This window comes from Pseudomonas sp. GT1P32 (assembly GCF_054897805.1).
Genome location: NZ_CM142704.1, coordinates 1,636,242 through 1,652,687, shown reverse-complemented (window position 1 = coordinate 1,652,687; position 16,446 = coordinate 1,636,242). Strand labels below are relative to the sequence as shown.

The following is a 16,446-nucleotide window of genomic DNA, read 5'->3' as shown; positions in this document are numbered from 1 at the left end:
TCGAACATCCCCCAATCCTGTAGGAGCCAGGCTTGCCGGCGAAGGCGTCCGCGAAATCGCCATCGCCAGCAAGCCGGCTCCTACAGGTTTTGTGTTAATCCCAACTCTCGAACATCCCCAAATCCTGTAGGAGCCAGCCTGCTGGCGATGGCGCCCTCAAAATCGCCATCGCTGGCAAGCCAGCTCCTACAGGTTTCGCGTCAATCCCAACTCTCGAACATCCCCCGATCCTGTAGGAGCCGGCTTGCTGGCGATGGCGTCCGCAAGATCGCCATCGCCGGCAAGCCAGCTCCTACAGGTTTCGCGTTAATCCAAAATCTTGAACATCCCCCGATCCTGTAGGAGCCAGGCTTGCCGGCGAAGGCGTCCGCAAGATCGCCATCGCTGGCAAGCCGGCTCCTACAGGTTTCGCGTTAATCCCAACATCTCGAACATCCCCCAATCCTGTAGGAGCCAGGCTTGCCGGCGATGGCGTCCGTGAGATCGCCATCGCCAGCAAGCCGGCTCCTACAGGGAGGCGGTGTCTGTTCAGGGAAATCGTGTCAGCTCTGGGCAATCAGGCTCTGCCGGCAATCGAGCACCAACCGTGCGCCGCCCGATTCGCTGTCACCCACTTCAAGCGTAAACCCATGCAGGCTGACAATCGCCGCGACGATCGACAAGCCCAGCCCGAAGCCGCTTTGCTGATTGCCGCCCTCAGCGCGATAGAAACGCTGAAACACTGCCTCGCGCTCGGCCAGCGCAATGCCGGGGCCGGAGTCGAGCACTTCGATCCGCGTATGCCCACCTTCGTTGATCCCGCGCAAAATCACCTCGCCCCCCGGCGGCGTGAATTTGATCGAGTTACTCAACAGGTTGGCCACCGCCTCGAACAACAACGCCCGGTCGCCGTTCAGCGGCGGCAGGGTGCCAGGCAATTGCAGCTTGAACGTCAGCTCGCCTTCTTCCGCCAACGGCAGATAAAAGTCGTGCAGCTCCTGCAACAAGGGCACCGGATCCAGCTGCACAAAACCGGAACGCCGTTGACGATCCTCCAGCTCGGAGATCCGCAGCAACCCACGAAAACGCGCCATCAGCGTATCCGCTTCGGCAAGCACCGAATCGAGTTGCGTCGCTTCTGCCGACCCTTCGCCGGCCTGTTGCTGCATGCGGTACAACTGCGCCCGCAAGCGGGTCAGCGGCGTGCGCAAGTCGTGGGCAATGTTGTCGCACACGCCCTTGACCTCGTTCATCAAGCGCTCGATGCGTTCGAGCATGGCGTTGACGATGGCGGCGAGCATGTCCAGTTCGTCGCGGCGATTGGACAGCGGCAAGCGTCGGGTCAGGTCACCGGCGACGATGGCCTCGGCGCTGGCCTGAATCCCGCGAATGCGTCGCAACGGTCGACGGCGCAACAGGTGCCATCCGACGATGCCCGGCAAAATAGTCAGGGTCACCCCCCAGAACAGCGCGTGCAGAATGATGCGGGTCACGGCGAACAGCGAACCGTTGTCACGCACCAGAATCAGCCAGCCACCGTCCCGTGTCTGGGTCGCCACGGCGTCGCAGCTGTCGGCGGGCAGCGTCGGGTCATCGGAGTCGGCGCAGTCGCTGAGCATGTGAATCTTGCCGTCCAGCGGCAAACCTTTAGGAATGTGGCGCAGGGCACCGTTGAGGTAGCGATGCTCGGCATCGAACAGACCGTAGGCGTCGATGCCGCGAATATCGAAAGTCATGCTGACGGCGAGGGCGTCCACCAGTTGTTCGCCGGAAAAGCGTGAAAACAAATGCTGACGTTGCATCAGCGAGTGCTTGGCCAGGTTGTCCAGGTAGGCGGACACCTCGTAATACATGACCCCCATGAGAATCCCGCTCCAGAGCACGAACAGCGAACTGTAGAGCGCCAGCAACCGGCTGCTGGAAGAGCGCCAGCCTTTAGAGGGGTTCGGCAATGACATAACCCGAGCCTCGCACGGTCCGAATCAGTGGGACATTGCCGGGCGGGTCGATCTTCTTGCGCAGGCGGCCGATGTGCACGTCGATCAGGTTGGTGCCGGGGTCGAAGTGATAACCCCAGACCTCTTCGAAAATCATCATCCGCGACAGAATCTGCCCGGTGTTGCGCATCAGGAATTCCAGCAACTTGTACTCGGTGGGCAACAGCGTCAGCAACTGGCCGTCGCGGCTGGCTTCGTGGCTGATCAGGTTCAACTCAAGATCTGCCACCCGCAGCGTGGTGGCCTGGGCGGTCACGGTGTTTTGCCGGCGCAGCAGCACTTCGACGCGGGCGGCCATTTCATCGGTGGCAAACGGTTTGGTCAGGTAATCGTCACCGCCGGCACGCAAACCGCGCACGCGTTCATCGACATCGGAGAGGGCGCTGATCATCAGGATCGGCGTCGCCACGCCCATGGTCCGCAGCGTCGTGACGATCGCCAGGCCATCGAGCTCGGGCAACATGCGGTCGAGGGTGATCAAGTCATAGTTGCCATTGACCGCGCGCTCCAGACCTTCACGGCCATTGTCGACCCAATCCACGTCGAGCCCGTGGCTGCTCAGTTCGGCGACGATCTCCCGGGCGGTCACGGCGTCGTCTTCGATGGTCAAGATGCGGGTCATAGGGCGGACCTGATAGTCAGTTCAAGGCAAGTGTGTGGGCATTCTGCCAAGAAATGCCGGCGACTTTTTAAATTAACTTTCATGTGGCTCATGGGACGGCCCGGAACATTGATATCATCTGGCCATACTTTGAGAGGGAGTTCGACTGTGCGCACTTTGATTCGCCGTGGCGGGATGTCGATTGTTGTGTTGTTGCTGTGTGTCATCTGCGGCAGTGCCTTGGCGGGAAACACTCCGTGTTCGGGGAAGAAGGGCGGTATCGATCGCTGTGATGGCGACCTGTTCCTGTGTAATGACGGCTCTATCAGCGCCTCGAAGAAAAGTTGTTCGGCACTCTATGGCGGTTCAAGCCAGGCTCGCCCACAAACCTTAATGCAGAGCTCCGATGGCTGTACTTGCGGCTCAGGTTCGTTTTGCACCGGCCCACGAGGCGGGGTGTATTGCCTGACACCCAGCGGCAACAAGAGCTACAAACGCAAGTAGCTCATCTGCAATGCATAAAACCCGTTGCATCGGTCCGTTCCTTGCAAATTGCATGGGCAGGAGAAGTTCAAACTTTATAAGCCGCTGAAATATATCTATTTATTGAAATCAGGCGACTGGCACGTTGACTGCAATTCCTCTCAAGACGAGTTGTAACAACATCTTTCCTGCCTGGAGCGACATAACAATGAATAGATCCTCCGATGGTTTCTATCCTGCCGCAGAAGAGTCAAGCACGCTGTCGGGTGTTTCCTGGGGGGCGATTTTCGCCGGGGCCGCTGCTGCGGCGGCGTTGTCGCTGATCCTGGTGTTGCTCGGTTTCGGGCTGGGCTTCTCGGCGGTTTCCCCTTGGGCCCATGAAGGCGTCAGCGCCAAGGGCCTGGGCATTTCAACGATCGTCTGGCTGGCCGTCACCCAAATCGTCGCTTCCGGGCTCGGTGGTTACATCGCCGGTCGCCTGCGGGTGAAATGGGCGAACATGCATGGCGATGAAGTCTACTTTCGCGACACGGCTCATGGCTTTTTGGCTTGGTGCGTGGCGACGCTGGTGACCGCGACGCTGGTCGTCGGCTCGGTCAGCAGCATTGTCAGCGGTGGTGTGCAGGCCGGGGCGAGCGTGGTCGGTGGTGCCGCAAGTGTGGCCACGCAAGCGGCGGGCACTGCCGCCGGAAATGTCGACAGCGATCAATACGGCTATTTCGTCGACAGCCTGTTCCGCGATGATCGTCCCGCAGCCATCAGCGATGACGCTGCGCGTGGCACCGTGACCCGCATCTTCGTTCGCTCACTGAGCAACGACGGTCAACTGGCGGCCGAAGACCGCACGTATCTGGCGCAACTGGTGGCTCAACGGACCAACCTGACGCAAGCGGACGCAGAGCGTCGTGTCGACGAAGTCTATGCCCGCGCGCAAAAAGCCGTCGCCGACACCAAACAGGCTGCCCAACAAGCGGCAGACACGGCCGCCAAAGTCGCTGCGTGGACTTCGATGTGGATGTTTATCGCACTGCTGATCGGTGCGTTTTTCGCCAGCCTCGCCGCTACTTACGGCGGCCGTCGTCGGGATGCGGTGGTGTATCTGGAATCCGACGCCTATGTGACCACCGTACCTGTTCGCTAACCCTGGAGAATTATCATGCGCTCATTACTGCTGTTCTTTCTCGGTGTACCGATCCCGATCATTATCCTGATCGCTCTGTTCATGCATTGATTTTCCGAGGCTGATGCCTCTGCCGCTTCTGCCTTGGGTAGAAGCGGCGTTTTTGCGAAGGCCATCGCGAGCAAGTTGACCGCGTTCTCCTGTAGGACCGAGCCTGCTCGCGAAGACGGCAAGTCAGGCGCAACACAACTATCTATTCAATCGGTGTACTCACAAACACCTCAAGCCCCTCGGCATAATCGGTAAACGCACTGATCCGCGGAAATTGCCACGCATCTACCTGATCCGGCACCACCAGACGGGTAAAGCTCCAGGCCACCGCCAATGTAATCCCGTCCTGATCAATCGAACCGTCAGTCTTCAACGGTTGCAGTTCCAGCTCCCGCTCCAGTGCCGAATACGCGGCCGCCAATTGCCCCTCGACCCGTTCCACCCACGGCTCGAATTGAATTTCCGCGGGCCGCAGGTTGCGTTCGTAATAAAGCTGCACCGACTTCTCGCAGGCTGCCAACGCCAGGCCGATCAAGCGCAACGAACGCAGGCGTTGGTTCAGGTCCTCAGGCATCAGGCTGTTACCGGGTCCGGCCAGTGCCTCCAGGTAATCGATGATCAACGTCGAGTCGATCAACACCTCGCCGTCATCCAGCACCAGCGTCGGCGCCTTGACCACCGGGTTGATCTGTTGGAACTGCTCGAAGTGCCGAAACACCGAAACCGACTGATGATCGAGGTCGATGCCCAGGCGTTTGGCAGAAATGGCAACGCGTCGCACGTAGGGCGAATCCAGCATGCCGATCAGCTTCATTGAACCTCTCCTCAAGATTTGCCATTTCGGGAGGACAACCTTAGCTGAGGTTCATTGCCCTGCAAATGTGCTCGGTAAACACCACCGTTGAGGCCATTTGTCTTCTATATACAGCCGCTCGGTTGAATTTCTTGCTATAAACGCACTCCGATAACCACCGTAAAGGCTGACATAGAGCACTTTCGGGGCTTTGTCGGACAAATTCGCTGTCTTTTCAGTTGCTGAGGCCTCAAGTCGGCCTTAGACTGCCGCCCCTCGTAAATTGAGTGCCGGGTGGCGCTTGGAATAAACGGCGCCTTTCCGATGGCCAGACCAGGTCCGCCGGAACGCTCCCTAATTCGCCTTAATGCACGTTTTTTTATAGAGATATCAATGACAAAGGACAAGTTGCTGGCCATGCCGGCGGATGACTACATGAATGCCGAGCAACATGCTTTTTTCTCTGAGCTGTTGCAGAACATGAAAGTCGAAACCCATGAGCGCATCGAACAGAACCGCATCGCCATCGAGAGCCTGGATACCCCGGCCGATCCGGCTGACGCAGCTTCTGTCGAAGAAGAGCGCACCTGGCTGGTGAACGCGATCGATCGCGACCAGCGCATGCTGCCTCAGTTGGAACAGGCGCTGGAGCGCATCAAGGAAGACAGCTTCGGCTGGTGCGACGACAGCGGCGAGGCCATTGGCCTGAAGCGTCTGCTGATCAGTCCGACCACCAAGTACTGCATCGAAGCGCAAGAGCGTCACGAACAGATCGACAAGCACCAGCGTCAGGCCTGATTTCGTAGCGCCCCGCATCGCGGGCAAGCCTCACTCCTGAAGGAGCAAGGCTTGCCCGCGATGCTTTTTTTCGTCTGCGAAAAACCTCGCGCACTTCTATTGATCTGCTGCAACGACCACTACTAATGGACCATGGATAATGGCCCTCTAGTGGCGTTTAATGCAGTCACAACAATTAGAAGACGCATGGGGTGACGAAGATGACGAGAGACGGATCTCTGGTTGGGGCATTGCCTGCACCAGTGTTTGCACCGAAGACCCGCTGGCTGACGCCGACGTTGCAAAGCATCGCCCTGATGCTCTTGCTGTGCGGCATGACGCTGGGTGGCTGGCCGCTTTACGTTGGCTTGCCGTTGGCCGTCCTGATTGTCTGGCTGCCCCGGCTACGTTCTCGTGCCATTCCCGAAGAACCATCTGCCGACAACTCCAGCACCATCGCCGAGCTGACTCGCGATCTTTCCTACACCACCAGTCATAACGCCTTGTCGGCCGCCGGCGTGGCCTTTTCGGTCAAGCAACTGGCCGACAAACTGCAATCGCAACTCGGTGCCGCGGCACAGATTGTCAGCAACGCCGAAGTGATGATCGCCACCGAACAAGCCACCTCGACACTCAGTCGAACGGCCCTCAGTGCCGCCAGCGAAGCGCATCAGAGCAGCGCGGCAGGGCGCACGGAGCTGGTCGAATCCATCACCCGCATGCATCAACTCAGTCAGCGCGCGAGCAACAGCCGTGAACTGATCGAAGCCCTGAGCCTGCGCAGCGACGATATCCAGCGGGTCACGCTGGTGATCCAGTCCATTGCCAGCCAGACCAATCTGCTGGCATTGAACGCGGCCATTGAAGCAGCACGGGCCGGGGAGCACGGTCGCGGGTTCGCAGTGGTCGCCGACGAAGTTCGCGGTCTGGCCGCGCGTACAGCGACGGCGACCGGCGAAGTCGGCGAGATGGTTGCCGATATTCAGCAACGCACCGCGCAAGTGGTGGAGCAGATCCGACAGCTGTCCAGCGACCTCGACATCGGTGTCGAGCAGGTCGAGCACACCGGCCAGCACCTGGAAAACATTGCCCGCCTGGCGGCTGGCGTCGAAAGTCAGGTCGGCGAAATCGCCAAGGGCGCCGACACCAACCGCGAACAACTCGACAGCCTGTTTCACGCCATCGAGCAGATGCGCAGCGATCTGGCGATCAGCGATCAACAGACTCAGCGCCTGGCGCAAGCTGCGGTGCAAATGGAAGGTCAGGCCGAAACCATCAGCGAGCGTCTTGCCGAGGTTGGACTGGATGACTATCACCAGCGGATTTATGACCTGGCCCGTGAAGGCGCGCGTCAGATTACGGCCCGCTTTGAGGCGGATATCGACCAGGGTCTTGTCAGTCTCGACGATTTGTTCGACCGCAGTTATCAGGCCATTCCTGACACCAGTCCGGCTAAATTCAAGACCCGTTTCGACCGCTACACGGATCAGGTCTTGCCAGCGATTCAGGAACCGTTGCTGCCGCGCCATGAAGGCCTGGTGTTTGCCATCGCCTGCACGCAGCAAGGTTATGTGCCGACCCATAACAAGGTTTTCAGTCAGCCACTGACCGGTGATGCGCAGGTCGATACGCTGCAAAACCGCACCAAACGCAAATTTGCCGACCGCACCGGGATTCGTTGTGGCAGTCATCAACAGGCTGTTCTGTTGCAAACCTATACGCGGGACACGGGGGAGTTGATGCACGATCTTTCGGTGCCGATCATGCTCAAGGGGCGGCATTGGGGTGGTTTGCGGTTGGGGTATAAGCCGCAGGGGGCTCGTTGATAGGCATTGTTTTAGCGGCGTGTGTATATCCGTTGCTGCGGTAATGGCTTCTATTGGTTCCGCTCTTACAGCGGGTCACTTGGAAAAGCGCCAAGTAACCAAGGGCTCTTGCCCCTTTCGTTCGCTGCCTCGCTAATGCTCGCCATGCCCTCGCTCCGGTCCTGCTCCGTGGGCCCGCCGCGATCGGCCATCCCTGGCCGTGCGCGGCTAACCCGGCATTCATGCCGGGTTGCCCACTACGCAGAACCTGCGCTCGGCCTCTCGAGGGGGCGACCACCGCCACAGCCGCCGAGGCGGCCTGAAAGCCGGCCTGGCTCTTCAGTCGTGCGCGTGCTCCCGCATTGTGGTGGCCCCACTAATTTTGGATGTTTGCACATTCCCCTGTAGGAGCCGGCTTGCTGGCGATAGCGTCCGTCCAGCCAATACAAACGTCGACTGACCCACCGCCATCGCCAGCAAGCCGGCTCCTACAATGGATTGGGTTCACACGATTCAAAATTGTAGGAGCTGGCTTGCCGGCGATGGACGTCAACGATAACGCGGGCTGTCTGAATGAACGCGTTGTCCGGTCGTTTTTCGCGGGCAAGCCTCGCTCCTACAGGGAATCGCGTTTGCTTTTGATTTCCACCACTCATCAGGCCGAGCGTTAGCTCGCCTTCCGCTTTTGATCTGAGCGCCCCCTCGAGAGGCCGAGCGCAGGTTCTGCGCAGTGGGCAACCCGGCATGGATGCCGGGTTAGCCGCCCCCGGCCATGGATGGCCGATGGCGGCGGGCCCACGGAGCAGGACCGGAGCGAGGGCATGGCGAGCATTAGCGAGCCACCGAACGAAAGGGGCAAGAGCCCTTGGTTACTTGGGGCTTTTCCAAGTGACTCGCCGTAAGGGCGAAACCAATAGCCGCCGTTACCGCAGAAACGGATATGCACCCCAACCCCAACCCCAACCCCAACCCCAACCCCAACCCCAACCCCAACCCCAACCCCAACATTGTTGCGATTCCAGCAATTAATCAATGCAACACAGTTGCTGTTTCCTCACACATGAACTCATTACCATACCCATATAGTTAGGTTGCTAATGAAGTGAAAGAGGTCAGCATGCAAAGCAAAGTCGATGTCGCCGTCATGATCGGCAGCGGTGTGCCCGCCAGTTTGCGAGCGCAGGGGCAAAGCGTCTGCTGGGTCGTGCTGCTGAACGGCGAACGCCGGGGGACGGCGTTCTCCCGTCGCGATGAAGCGGAGGAGTGCAGGGCTGCCTGGTTGGCCCAATTAAGTGCCGAAGCCCCCGACAGCCTGCATTGACTAGTGAACCTGATGCATACGCAGATTCAGGTCATCAACCACCCGTGACCAATCAGCGTCCTCACGCAATTGTTCTTTCAGAAAACCAGCTTGTTGCGGCGTCCAGAACTCGGCATCGATGAGTTTTTTATCATCGGGCATAGGCGAATGACTGGCGATGAAGTCATCGATGGCCTTCTCGCTGGAGTCCAGGCCGAGTTGGTCGAACAAGCCTTTCAAGTCGTGTGTAGGTGAATCCATCTGCATCTCCTTGAGGTTATTCAGTCGCATCGAGTGTGCAACCCACAGTGCAGTGTCATTGCATCTGAGGGAGCCGCGCACCAAGAGTTCGATAGGGGTTTAGCAGCTTTCTCCGGAATCGCTACAATGATGGCAATGGGCTATTGTCTGTCAGGGCATCAACGATTACGATGCTGTCGCGTTTTTGGCGTCACTGAGCCGCCATTCAAAGAGTTCGAACAAGGATGTAGGCGACACTCGCTCCCCAGGATTTCCGCCTTTCAGTGCTGAATTGCCCATCCCTTGCGCGATTTTCTTTCGAGTCGACGCGTCCCCGATCCCGCATGAAAAGGATGTAAGCAGTGAAGCGTCTTGTTTATCTGATGGCCATCGCGCTTGGCCTGTCATTGACTGGTTGTGTGTCGTTCACACCGCTGGGCCCCATTGGCGAACCCTTGAACCCCGCGCCATCCACCCTTGATCGTAGTGCCGAGATCAGCGACGTCGTGATTTCCGCCCCCGATCTGGACGACAAGGTGCGTGTCGCCGGCAGCCGGCAGTTGACCGAGCAGATCAGCGTCTATGTCGACAAAAGCGATTACTTCAAGCGAATCGTGGCGTTCCCGGCCAAGGTCGGTGAGGACGACGTGGTGCTCAAGTTCAACCTGACCTCGCTGGCAGGCAAACGCACCATGCACCCGGCTTACCTTCCTGGTGCGCTGTTGACCTTGACCCTCTGGATCTGGGTCGACGGTCCGATTTACGTCGACAAATACGACCTCGCGGGTGAACTGATCATCGAAGACCGCCAGGGCAAGCAACTGGCCAGGTCGGTCGAGAAGGTGAAACTCGACAAGAATGTCGGCATGTGGAATGCCGATTATCTCAATCCCCGCCTGGGCGGTACTCAGCTGCGCGAATTGATCGCTCAATTGCTGGCCGGTGCCACCCCTCAACTGCGTCCACTGTCAAAGGAATTGGCTGCACATGAATAAGTACCTTTTGGTTTTGCTGTTGATGGCCAGCAGCGCCCTGACGGGCTGCATTTCCTACTCCCAGCAGAACTTGCCACCGGTGGATCAATGGCCACCGGCCCAGGCCAGGCAAGACAAGCCCAGTGCTTATCTGCACGTGACCACTCAGCAGAAGTTCAACGGCGAACTGTCGGGCGACGGGGGCAATGCGGCGGTGGTAGAAAAGAACATGCTGGAAACCTTCAAGGAATCCGGACAGTTCAAAAGCGTGACCACGGACAAAGTTGACTCGAACTTGTACGTCACGAGTACGTTGACCAACAACGAACAAGGCAATATCGCCAGTGCCTGGCTGACGGGGTTCACGTTTTTCGTGATCCCGACTACGTTCAGTAATACCTTCACGCTGGAAACGGTGTTCAAGGATCAGGAAGGCAACGTGCTGGGTAAAATCGTCAAACAGGAGAGCACCCGCACCTGGTTGCAGATTCTGCTGATTGTCGGGGTGCCGTTCAATGAACGAGGGGACGTGTTGCTCAAGCACTTGACCCAAAGCACGCTGGATGAAGCGGTCAAGCGCAAGCTGATCTGATCTGATCGATTGTCTATATGACGGCGTGCAACCTGTGCAAGGTTGGCTCGCCGCTGACACCTCTCGGGCCGAGGTGCCGACCTTGTCGGCGAGGCCCGCTCTGGCCTAATAAAGTGCGCTGGCGGTCATGAATATCTCGCTGTCCAGCGCCGGCTCCCGGACTTGCTTACCCCCACTTCAGGCTTTCAATGCCCCATCATCGACCGCAAGCTTCAGTGCCTTGGCGGCTTCCTTTGCGGCGATATCGGCGACGTCCGAGGTTTTGAACCAGCGATCTTTCTCGACCTGGTGATACGTCACCGTGGTCAGCGGCGGTTTGGCGCGCATGACAATGACCGCCTGGAATTCGCCTTCGACTTCTCTGGCTTCGCCCCGGATAAAAAATTCACCGATATCAAATTCCGTCACGTAGCAGCCTTCCCCTGGAAATGTCCTGTTGTGTTGAACGCCGTCCGACTTGGGAACGGGTTTCATTGGTTCGGCAGTATGGCAGTAGTTGCCTGCCGACGGCTGAGTTAAGTCGTCGGCATGACGAAACGTCTATGAGAAGGGACTGAGCGTAGCGTTTAGCGATGTAATTCGAGCTTGCGGGCGAGTGCACATGCTTCGTTGTGGTCGCTGCGGAAACCTCTGACATGGCCAGTGGAAATTTCTTTGATGTGGAAGAACGCATTACCGGCCAGAACGACCTGAAAACGCGGTGTGGCAAGCGTTTCAGGGGCAAGTTCAGGGTCTTGAAACCGCGCCGCGTACAGCGCCGACGGGTTGCTTGAGTAAGGCGCCAGGGGGCGGGCGAAGTGTGTCAGGGTGCACATATGAAGTCCTTTTCGTTATTTTGCCGACGTGTGTACGTCGTTTTGGGTAGTCTCGATGAGCATCGCTGCTCTAGAATCACCGTCACTGGTGGGCGATTGATGGTTATCTAAAGCAATTTTTTGCCGGCGATATGTCGGAAAAGTGCTTTTTTTAAAGAGTTTTTTCCCTAAGGTTGGTAATCCGTTTTTTCTGGCAGTCAGAAGGGCTTTTTCCTTCAACCTCTGACGAACTCCAGGCAAGACGACGCGAGTGACTTTCCATTAGTCTTCTTACGCCTCGCGATGAATGAGCCCTCTGCTCGTTTCAGGATTTCAACTCGGGTCATTTGGCGACACCTTCGGCATTGCCGCTTTTTTCTGCTGTGCGCTGTTTGCAGGCGTGCAGCATCATTTTCAGATGTGGGGATGTTTCCTTGGCAGTAAGTAATCTCGATATGCATGCTTTGTTCGTGCTGGGTGATTTGCGCGCAAAGCTGGTCAAGCAGTTCCAGTCACGTTTTGTTTACATCACCGAACAGAACGCCGAAGGCATTTACATTGCCGAGATCGACACCGAATCAGCACTGGTGGTGGACGACAAGCCAGGCCTGAAACTTAAAGTCGGCGATCATTTCAGCGCTTCGGTTTTGCCCAGTCGCGAAGGCGGCAAGCTGGACATCAAGTTCCGCGAAATCAAACTGACGGTGTATGGCCTGGGCGATTACGCGTTCGTGACCACCGCCGACGGTCACGGGATCGTGTTCAAGGAAGGTCACAGCGTGGTGATGGTGTTTGCCGCCCACCAACAATTGCAGGAAGGCCTGACCAAAACCCTGAAAGCCGTGACGGCCAAGGCCGCCAAGTGGCGCAAGGGTGAACTGGTGACCTTCAAGGCCAGCGAGTAATGCCCCTGACCCGCGCCGATTTCCACATACAGAACCAGGCCAGCGCTCAAGTGGAGGCCCAGCGGCTGTTCGAGCAGAAGGCCATCCTGCAGGGGGGCTGGCTGGGGTGGGTGGCGTCGCAGATCTACACCTTGCGCCCGGCGGAATACGCCAGCATGGTCAGAAGAGAGCTGGCGCGCTTGCAGGAAATTTCCGAAAAATAATCCTCGCCCCTCGAAAGCAGGAACCTCTACTACAGTCAGTTGACTGAGTATTTTGAGGCTTGCGGTCTTTATCAGGCCATCCTGCTATTGCTGTGAACAGCACGAGGTGCAAAAGCATGTACGGATTTCGACGGTTGCTGGCCACTGTTCTGGTCACTTTCGGTCTGGCTTCGCCCATTCCGGTATTTGCCGCCCAGGCGCCGATCCACTTTGCTGACCTGAACTGGGAAAGCGGCAGTCTGATCACCGATATCCTGCGGATCATTGTCGAGAAGGGCTACGGGCTGCAGACCGATACCTTGCCGGGAACGACCATCACCCTGGAAACCGCCCTGGCCAACAATGACATTCAGGTCATTGGCGAAGAATGGGCTGGTCGCAGCCCGGTCTGGGTCAAGGCTGAAGCCGAAGGTAAAGTCGCGAGCCTCGGCGATACGGTCAAGGGCGCCACCGAGGGCTGGTGGGTGCCCGAATACGTGATCAAGGGCGATCCGGCCAAGGGCATCAAGCCGCTGGCCCCCGGCTTGCGCAGTGTCAGTGACCTGCCGAAATACAAGGACGTGTTCAGTGACCCGGAAAGCCCGGGCAAGGGGCGCTTCCTCAACAGCCCGATCGGCTGGACCTCGGAGGTGGTCAACAAGCAGAAGCTCACGGCCTATGGTCTGAACGACAGCTATGTGAATTTCCGCAGCGGCTCCGGGGCGGCGCTGGATGCGGAAATCAGTTCGTCGATCCGTCGTGGCAAGCCGGTCCTGTTCTATTACTGGTCGCCGACACCCTTGCTCGGGCGCTTCAAACTGGTTCAGCTGGAAGAACCGCCGTTCGACGCCGAAGCCTGGAAAACCCTGACCGACGCTGACAACCCCAATCCGAAACCGACGCGCTCACTGCCCTCGAAGCTGTCGATTGGCGTGTCCGCACCGTTCCAGAAACAGTATCCGCAGATTGCCGAATTCTTCAGCAAGGTCGATTTCCCGATCGGCCCGTTGAACAAGGCGCTGGCTGAAATGAGCGAAAAACACACTCCGCCACGGCAAGCGGCGGAGGCGTTCATGAAGGCGCACCCGGATGTATGGCAGGCGTGGGTGCCGAAGGATGTGGCGGATAAAGTCTCCGCCGAATTGAAATGATGAGGTGCCGCTGATATCACCGGACTGTAGGAGCCGGCTTGCTGGCGATGGCGACCTCCAATTCGATGCAGAACGCTCGGTCCTCATCGCCGGCAAGCCGGCTCCTACAGTGGACGTGTTGTTCACCTTATTCAGGTCTGCAACAAAACCCCTTGTAGGAGCCGGCTTGCTGGCGATGGCGGCCTCCAATTCGATGCAGAACACTCGGGCCTCATCGCCGGCAAGCCGGCTCCTACAGTGGACGTGTTGTTCACATTATTCAGGCCTGCCACAAGATCCCTTGTAGGAGCCGGCTTGCTGGCGATGGCGGCCTCCAATTCGATGCAAAACGCTCGGGCCTCATCGCCGGCAAGCCGGCTCCTACAGTGGGTCGTGTTGTTCATCTTATTCAGGCCTGCCACAAGATCCCTTGTAGGAGCCAGCTTGCTGGCGATGGCGGCCTCCAAATCGATGCAGAACTCTCGGGCCTCATCGCCGGCAAGCCGGCTCCTACAGGGAGTGTGGATCGAGCACTAAAACCGGGTTTGCACCGCCAGCTCGAAAGTCCGCGGTGTACCCAGGTAATACGCCGGCGACACGTGCGCAAACTCGGCATACACCTCGTTGGTCAGGTTGCGTACCCGGCCAGTGACGGTGGTGTGTTGATCGACCTTGTAGCTGAGAAATGTGCCGTAAAGCGTATAAGACGGCACGGTCATCGTGTTGGCGCTGTCGGCAAACACCGAGGCGACGTACCGTGCGTCAACGCCCCCTTGCCATTGCGGCGCAAAATCATAGGTCAGCCACAGATTGCCGACCCGGTCCGGCACGTTGGTCGGTGTGTTGCCCTTGCGTGATACCACCACACCCGCTGCATTCTTCTCGGTGAACTCATCGTACTTAGCGTCAACCCAGGCAAAGTTACCTTCGGCCAACAGCTTGTCGGTGATCCGCAGCGAACTGGCCAGCTCGATGCCTTTGGACGTCTGCTGGCCCACGGGAATGCTAAGCGTCGGGTCCTGCGGATCGGTCACCGCGAAGTCTTTGCGCTCAATTGTGTACGCCGCCAGCGTCGCCGAACCGCGACCGTCCAGGTAGTCGAACTTGCTGCCGACTTCCCATTGTTTGCCGGTCGAGACATCAAAATCCTGTGTGCCGTTGGGTTGTTCGGCGGCGGTGCTGTATTGCACGTAGACGTTGGCGTCAGGGATGAACTGGTAGGTCAGGCCGACGCGACCGGTCACGGGTTCCCAGCTACGTTTGAGATGACGTGGATTGCTGGCAGTCACTACTCGGTGGTTAGTCACGTCCAGATCGATGTCGTCGTAACGCAGGCCGGTCAGCAACGACAATTTATCGGTCAGCGCCAGGCGGTTCTCGGCGAACAGCGCCTTGGTGGTGACTTCGTTGGTCTTGTCGCTGACAAACCCCGGTCGGGTGCCCGGGATGTCGTAGAAATGCCCCGGCTGAAAGTTGTTCGGGTCGACCGTGCTCGCGCCTTTGACGTTCAGCGGCGAATTGGTGGTCTGGTTGACCTTGTACTCGAAACCGCCGGACCAGGTGGTGTCCAGGCCAAACAGCGTGTTGTCGTGACGCAGTTCGAACTGGTTGCCGTTCTGCTCGCCCTGATGGCGCACTTGGTACGCCGTGGAGCGGTTTACCGCGCGGTTGTTGGCGCTGTACTGATAGGTTTCCAGGTTGCGGTAATCACGCTGACTGTCGAGGTGATAAAGGGTGTTGCGCAGGGTGGTGCTGTCGTTGATCCGGTAGTCGATGATCGAGCGTACCCAGATCGTGCGCTGCTCGTAACGGCCGTCCTCGACGTTGTAGTTGTTGAAGCGGTTGTGCTTGTCGATCTTCAATTCACCGGCCTTGGGATTCAGCACTGGCGTGCCCCAGTACGGACTGTCTTCGTGTTCATCCTGGTATTCCAGGGCCAGGGTGTGGGACAGGTTGGGCGTCAGGTCACTGAGCAGCGAAAACGCCACGCTCCACGCATCGCGTTCCTGGCGATCGATGTAGCCATTGCCGGTGTTGTGGCTGACATCCAGCCGCGCGTAATGCTGCACGTCCGCACCGGCTTCACTGAGCGCGTGATTAAGGCCTAAAGCGGTTTCGCTGGTGTCGTAACTACCGTAGCTGACCCGGCCTTCGACCGCTTGCTCTTCACGCGTCGCCATTTTGGTTACGTAGTTCAGCGAACCGCCCACGGAGCCGGCGCCATTGATCAGCGATGACGGGCCGCCCACCAGTTCGACCCGATCATAGATCCACGCATCCACGGGCCGGGCAAGGCCGCCGGAGACGTTGACGCCATTGAACATCTGGGTGATCTGGCTGCTGGTGAAACCACGGTAGGAGACGAACCCGCCGAAACCCGGCGGCGCACTGGTATTCACGCCGGGCAAGGTGTTGGCGGCGTCCTGGAAGTTCTGCGCGCCGTGGCGTTCGATGTCGTTGCGGTTGGCAATCGCCACCGACGCCGGAGTTTCACGCATGCTCAGCCCCAGGCGCGAGGCCATGCCGCTGGATTGGTCCAGGCTCAGACCCGGCTCGGCGGGGGCTTCGCCATCAATGGTGATCGGTGCGAGGTCCACTGTGGATTGTGCCCAGGCGTTAACGGACAGGCAGCCGAACAGGCTGGCCAGCAAAGGAATGGTTTTCATCGATGAATCCTGAATGCTTGCTAGGAAACAGCGCACAGGCGAACGCCTCGCGTTGGC

17 protein-coding genes are annotated in these 16,446 nt (G+C 58.5%); 10 read left to right on the top strand and 7 right to left on the bottom strand.

Annotated elements, in window-relative coordinates; translation table 11 throughout:
- Positions 1-542 precede the first annotated feature (542 nt).
- Entirely contained in the window at positions 543-1,937 is a 1,395-nt protein-coding gene (locus ACYZUC_RS07455; RefSeq protein WP_461994715.1) for a sensor histidine kinase, read from the bottom strand.
- Entirely contained in the window at positions 1,915-2,598 is a 684-nt protein-coding gene (locus ACYZUC_RS07450; RefSeq protein WP_008028105.1) for a response regulator transcription factor, read from the bottom strand. The genes ACYZUC_RS07455 and ACYZUC_RS07450 overlap by 23 nt, the downstream gene beginning before the upstream one ends.
- Before the next feature lie 174 nt (positions 2,599-2,772).
- On the opposite strand from ACYZUC_RS07450, the gene ACYZUC_RS07445 reads away from it, so the two are divergent.
- Positions 2,773-3,081: a YdcA family protein gene (locus ACYZUC_RS07445; protein WP_461996676.1), complete on the top strand. Its 309-nt coding sequence runs from the start codon at positions 2,773-2,775 to the stop codon at positions 3,079-3,081.
- A 187-nt stretch (positions 3,082-3,268) separates the two neighbouring features.
- Complete coding sequence (locus ACYZUC_RS07440; RefSeq protein WP_461994713.1) at positions 3,269-4,201, top strand: hypothetical protein; 933 nt, start codon at positions 3,269-3,271, stop codon at positions 4,199-4,201.
- A gap of 232 nt (positions 4,202-4,433) precedes the next feature.
- On the opposite strand, the gene ACYZUC_RS07435 is transcribed toward ACYZUC_RS07440, so the two are convergent.
- The gene (locus tag ACYZUC_RS07435; RefSeq protein WP_461994711.1) at positions 4,434-5,045 is read right to left on the bottom strand and encodes a glutathione S-transferase; all 612 of its coding nucleotides are present in this window, start codon (positions 5,043-5,045) and stop codon (positions 4,434-4,436) included.
- A gap of 372 nt (positions 5,046-5,417) precedes the next feature.
- Here ACYZUC_RS07435 and ACYZUC_RS07430 point away from each other — a divergent pair, with 372 nt between their 5' ends.
- The 3 genes from ACYZUC_RS07430 (at position 5,418) to ACYZUC_RS07420 (ending at position 8,927) form a co-directional block, all read left to right on the top strand.
- A complete protein-coding gene (locus ACYZUC_RS07430; RefSeq protein WP_007907888.1) occupies positions 5,418-5,822 on the top strand; it encodes a TraR/DksA family transcriptional regulator in 405 nt (134 codons plus the stop codon).
- A 200-nt stretch (positions 5,823-6,022) separates the two neighbouring features.
- Positions 6,023-7,627: a methyl-accepting chemotaxis protein gene (locus tag ACYZUC_RS07425; protein ID WP_461994709.1), complete on the top strand. Its 1,605-nt coding sequence runs from the start codon at positions 6,023-6,025 to the stop codon at positions 7,625-7,627.
- A gap of 1,096 nt (positions 7,628-8,723) precedes the next feature.
- Positions 8,724-8,927, top strand: a complete 204-nt coding sequence (locus ACYZUC_RS07420) for a hypothetical protein (RefSeq protein WP_407015212.1) — start codon at positions 8,724-8,726, stop codon at positions 8,925-8,927.
- Here the strand turns inward: ACYZUC_RS07420 and ACYZUC_RS07415 are convergent, their stop codons facing one another.
- Positions 8,928-9,167 carry a DUF2789 domain-containing protein gene (locus ACYZUC_RS07415; RefSeq protein ID WP_192417524.1) on the bottom strand — a complete coding sequence of 80 codons (240 nt, stop codon included), beginning with the start codon at positions 9,165-9,167 and terminating at the stop codon, positions 8,928-8,930.
- 341 nt (positions 9,168-9,508) lie between these two features.
- Here ACYZUC_RS07415 and ACYZUC_RS07410 point away from each other — a divergent pair, with 341 nt between their 5' ends.
- Both ACYZUC_RS07410 and ACYZUC_RS07405 read left to right on the top strand, forming a co-directional pair.
- The gene (locus ACYZUC_RS07410) at positions 9,509-10,141 is read left to right on the top strand and encodes a hypothetical protein (protein WP_461994707.1); all 633 of its coding nucleotides are present in this window, start codon (positions 9,509-9,511) and stop codon (positions 10,139-10,141) included.
- Positions 10,134-10,712, top strand: a complete 579-nt coding sequence (locus tag ACYZUC_RS07405) for a hypothetical protein (RefSeq protein ID WP_461994705.1) — start codon at positions 10,134-10,136, stop codon at positions 10,710-10,712. The genes ACYZUC_RS07410 and ACYZUC_RS07405 overlap by 8 nt, the downstream gene beginning before the upstream one ends.
- A gap of 177 nt (positions 10,713-10,889) precedes the next feature.
- Here ACYZUC_RS07405 and ACYZUC_RS07400 read toward each other — a convergent pair whose 3' ends face one another.
- Both ACYZUC_RS07400 and ACYZUC_RS07395 read right to left on the bottom strand, forming a co-directional pair.
- The gene (locus ACYZUC_RS07400; protein ID WP_461996675.1) at positions 10,890-11,120 is read right to left on the bottom strand and encodes a hypothetical protein; all 231 of its coding nucleotides are present in this window, start codon (positions 11,118-11,120) and stop codon (positions 10,890-10,892) included.
- Positions 11,121-11,278: 158 nt separating this feature from the next.
- Positions 11,279-11,527 carry a hypothetical protein gene (locus ACYZUC_RS07395; protein ID WP_461994703.1) on the bottom strand — a complete coding sequence of 83 codons (249 nt, stop codon included), beginning with the start codon at positions 11,525-11,527 and terminating at the stop codon, positions 11,279-11,281.
- Positions 11,528-11,940: 413 nt separating this feature from the next.
- Here ACYZUC_RS07395 and ACYZUC_RS07390 point away from each other — a divergent pair, with 413 nt between their 5' ends.
- From ACYZUC_RS07390 to ACYZUC_RS07380, 3 genes are all read left to right on the top strand, one after another.
- Positions 11,941-12,411 carry a hypothetical protein gene (locus tag ACYZUC_RS07390; RefSeq protein ID WP_008035847.1) on the top strand — a complete coding sequence of 157 codons (471 nt, stop codon included), beginning with the start codon at positions 11,941-11,943 and terminating at the stop codon, positions 12,409-12,411.
- Positions 12,411-12,614, top strand: a complete 204-nt coding sequence (locus ACYZUC_RS07385; RefSeq protein ID WP_461994702.1) for a hypothetical protein — start codon at positions 12,411-12,413, stop codon at positions 12,612-12,614. The genes ACYZUC_RS07390 and ACYZUC_RS07385 overlap by 1 nt, the downstream gene beginning before the upstream one ends.
- Positions 12,615-12,730: 116 nt before the next feature.
- A complete protein-coding gene (locus ACYZUC_RS07380; RefSeq protein ID WP_461994700.1) occupies positions 12,731-13,744 on the top strand; it encodes an ABC transporter substrate-binding protein in 1,014 nt (337 codons plus the stop codon).
- Positions 13,745-14,256: 512 nt separating this feature from the next.
- Here the strand turns inward: ACYZUC_RS07380 and ACYZUC_RS07375 are convergent.
- A complete protein-coding gene (locus tag ACYZUC_RS07375; RefSeq protein ID WP_461994698.1) occupies positions 14,257-16,389 on the bottom strand; it encodes a TonB-dependent receptor in 2,133 nt (710 codons plus the stop codon).
- Positions 16,390-16,446 lie beyond the last annotated feature (57 nt).

Bases quoted from the DNA above. Each gene is read 5' to 3' on its own strand.
- ACYZUC_RS07440 (WP_461994713.1), top strand. From the start codon at position 3,269: ATGAATAGATCCTCCGATGGTTTCTATCCTGCCGCAGAAGAGTCAAGC.
- ACYZUC_RS07420 (WP_407015212.1), top strand. From the start codon at position 8,724: ATGCAAAGCAAAGTCGATGTCGCCGTCATGATCGGCAGCGGTGTGCCC.
- ACYZUC_RS07375 (WP_461994698.1), bottom strand. From the start codon at position 16,389: ATGAAAACCATTCCTTTGCTGGCCAGCCTGTTCGGCTGCCTGTCCGTT.
- ACYZUC_RS07380 (WP_461994700.1), top strand. From the start codon at position 12,731: ATGTACGGATTTCGACGGTTGCTGGCCACTGTTCTGGTCACTTTCGGT.
- ACYZUC_RS07450 (WP_008028105.1), bottom strand. From the start codon at position 2,598: ATGACCCGCATCTTGACCATCGAAGACGACGCCGTGACCGCCCGGGAG.
- ACYZUC_RS07405 (WP_461994705.1), top strand. From the start codon at position 10,134: ATGAATAAGTACCTTTTGGTTTTGCTGTTGATGGCCAGCAGCGCCCTG.
- ACYZUC_RS07445 (WP_461996676.1), top strand. From the start codon at position 2,773: ATGTCGATTGTTGTGTTGTTGCTGTGTGTCATCTGCGGCAGTGCCTTG.
- ACYZUC_RS07435 (WP_461994711.1), bottom strand. From the start codon at position 5,045: ATGAAGCTGATCGGCATGCTGGATTCGCCCTACGTGCGACGCGTTGCC.
- ACYZUC_RS07455 (WP_461994715.1), bottom strand. From the start codon at position 1,937: ATGTCATTGCCGAACCCCTCTAAAGGCTGGCGCTCTTCCAGCAGCCGG.
- ACYZUC_RS07430 (WP_007907888.1), top strand. From the start codon at position 5,418: ATGACAAAGGACAAGTTGCTGGCCATGCCGGCGGATGACTACATGAAT.
- ACYZUC_RS07395 (WP_461994703.1), bottom strand. From the start codon at position 11,527: ATGTGCACCCTGACACACTTCGCCCGCCCCCTGGCGCCTTACTCAAGC.
- ACYZUC_RS07425 (WP_461994709.1), top strand. From the start codon at position 6,023: ATGACGAGAGACGGATCTCTGGTTGGGGCATTGCCTGCACCAGTGTTT.
- ACYZUC_RS07385 (WP_461994702.1), top strand. From the start codon at position 12,411: ATGCCCCTGACCCGCGCCGATTTCCACATACAGAACCAGGCCAGCGCT.
- ACYZUC_RS07415 (WP_192417524.1), bottom strand. From the start codon at position 9,167: ATGGATTCACCTACACACGACTTGAAAGGCTTGTTCGACCAACTCGGC.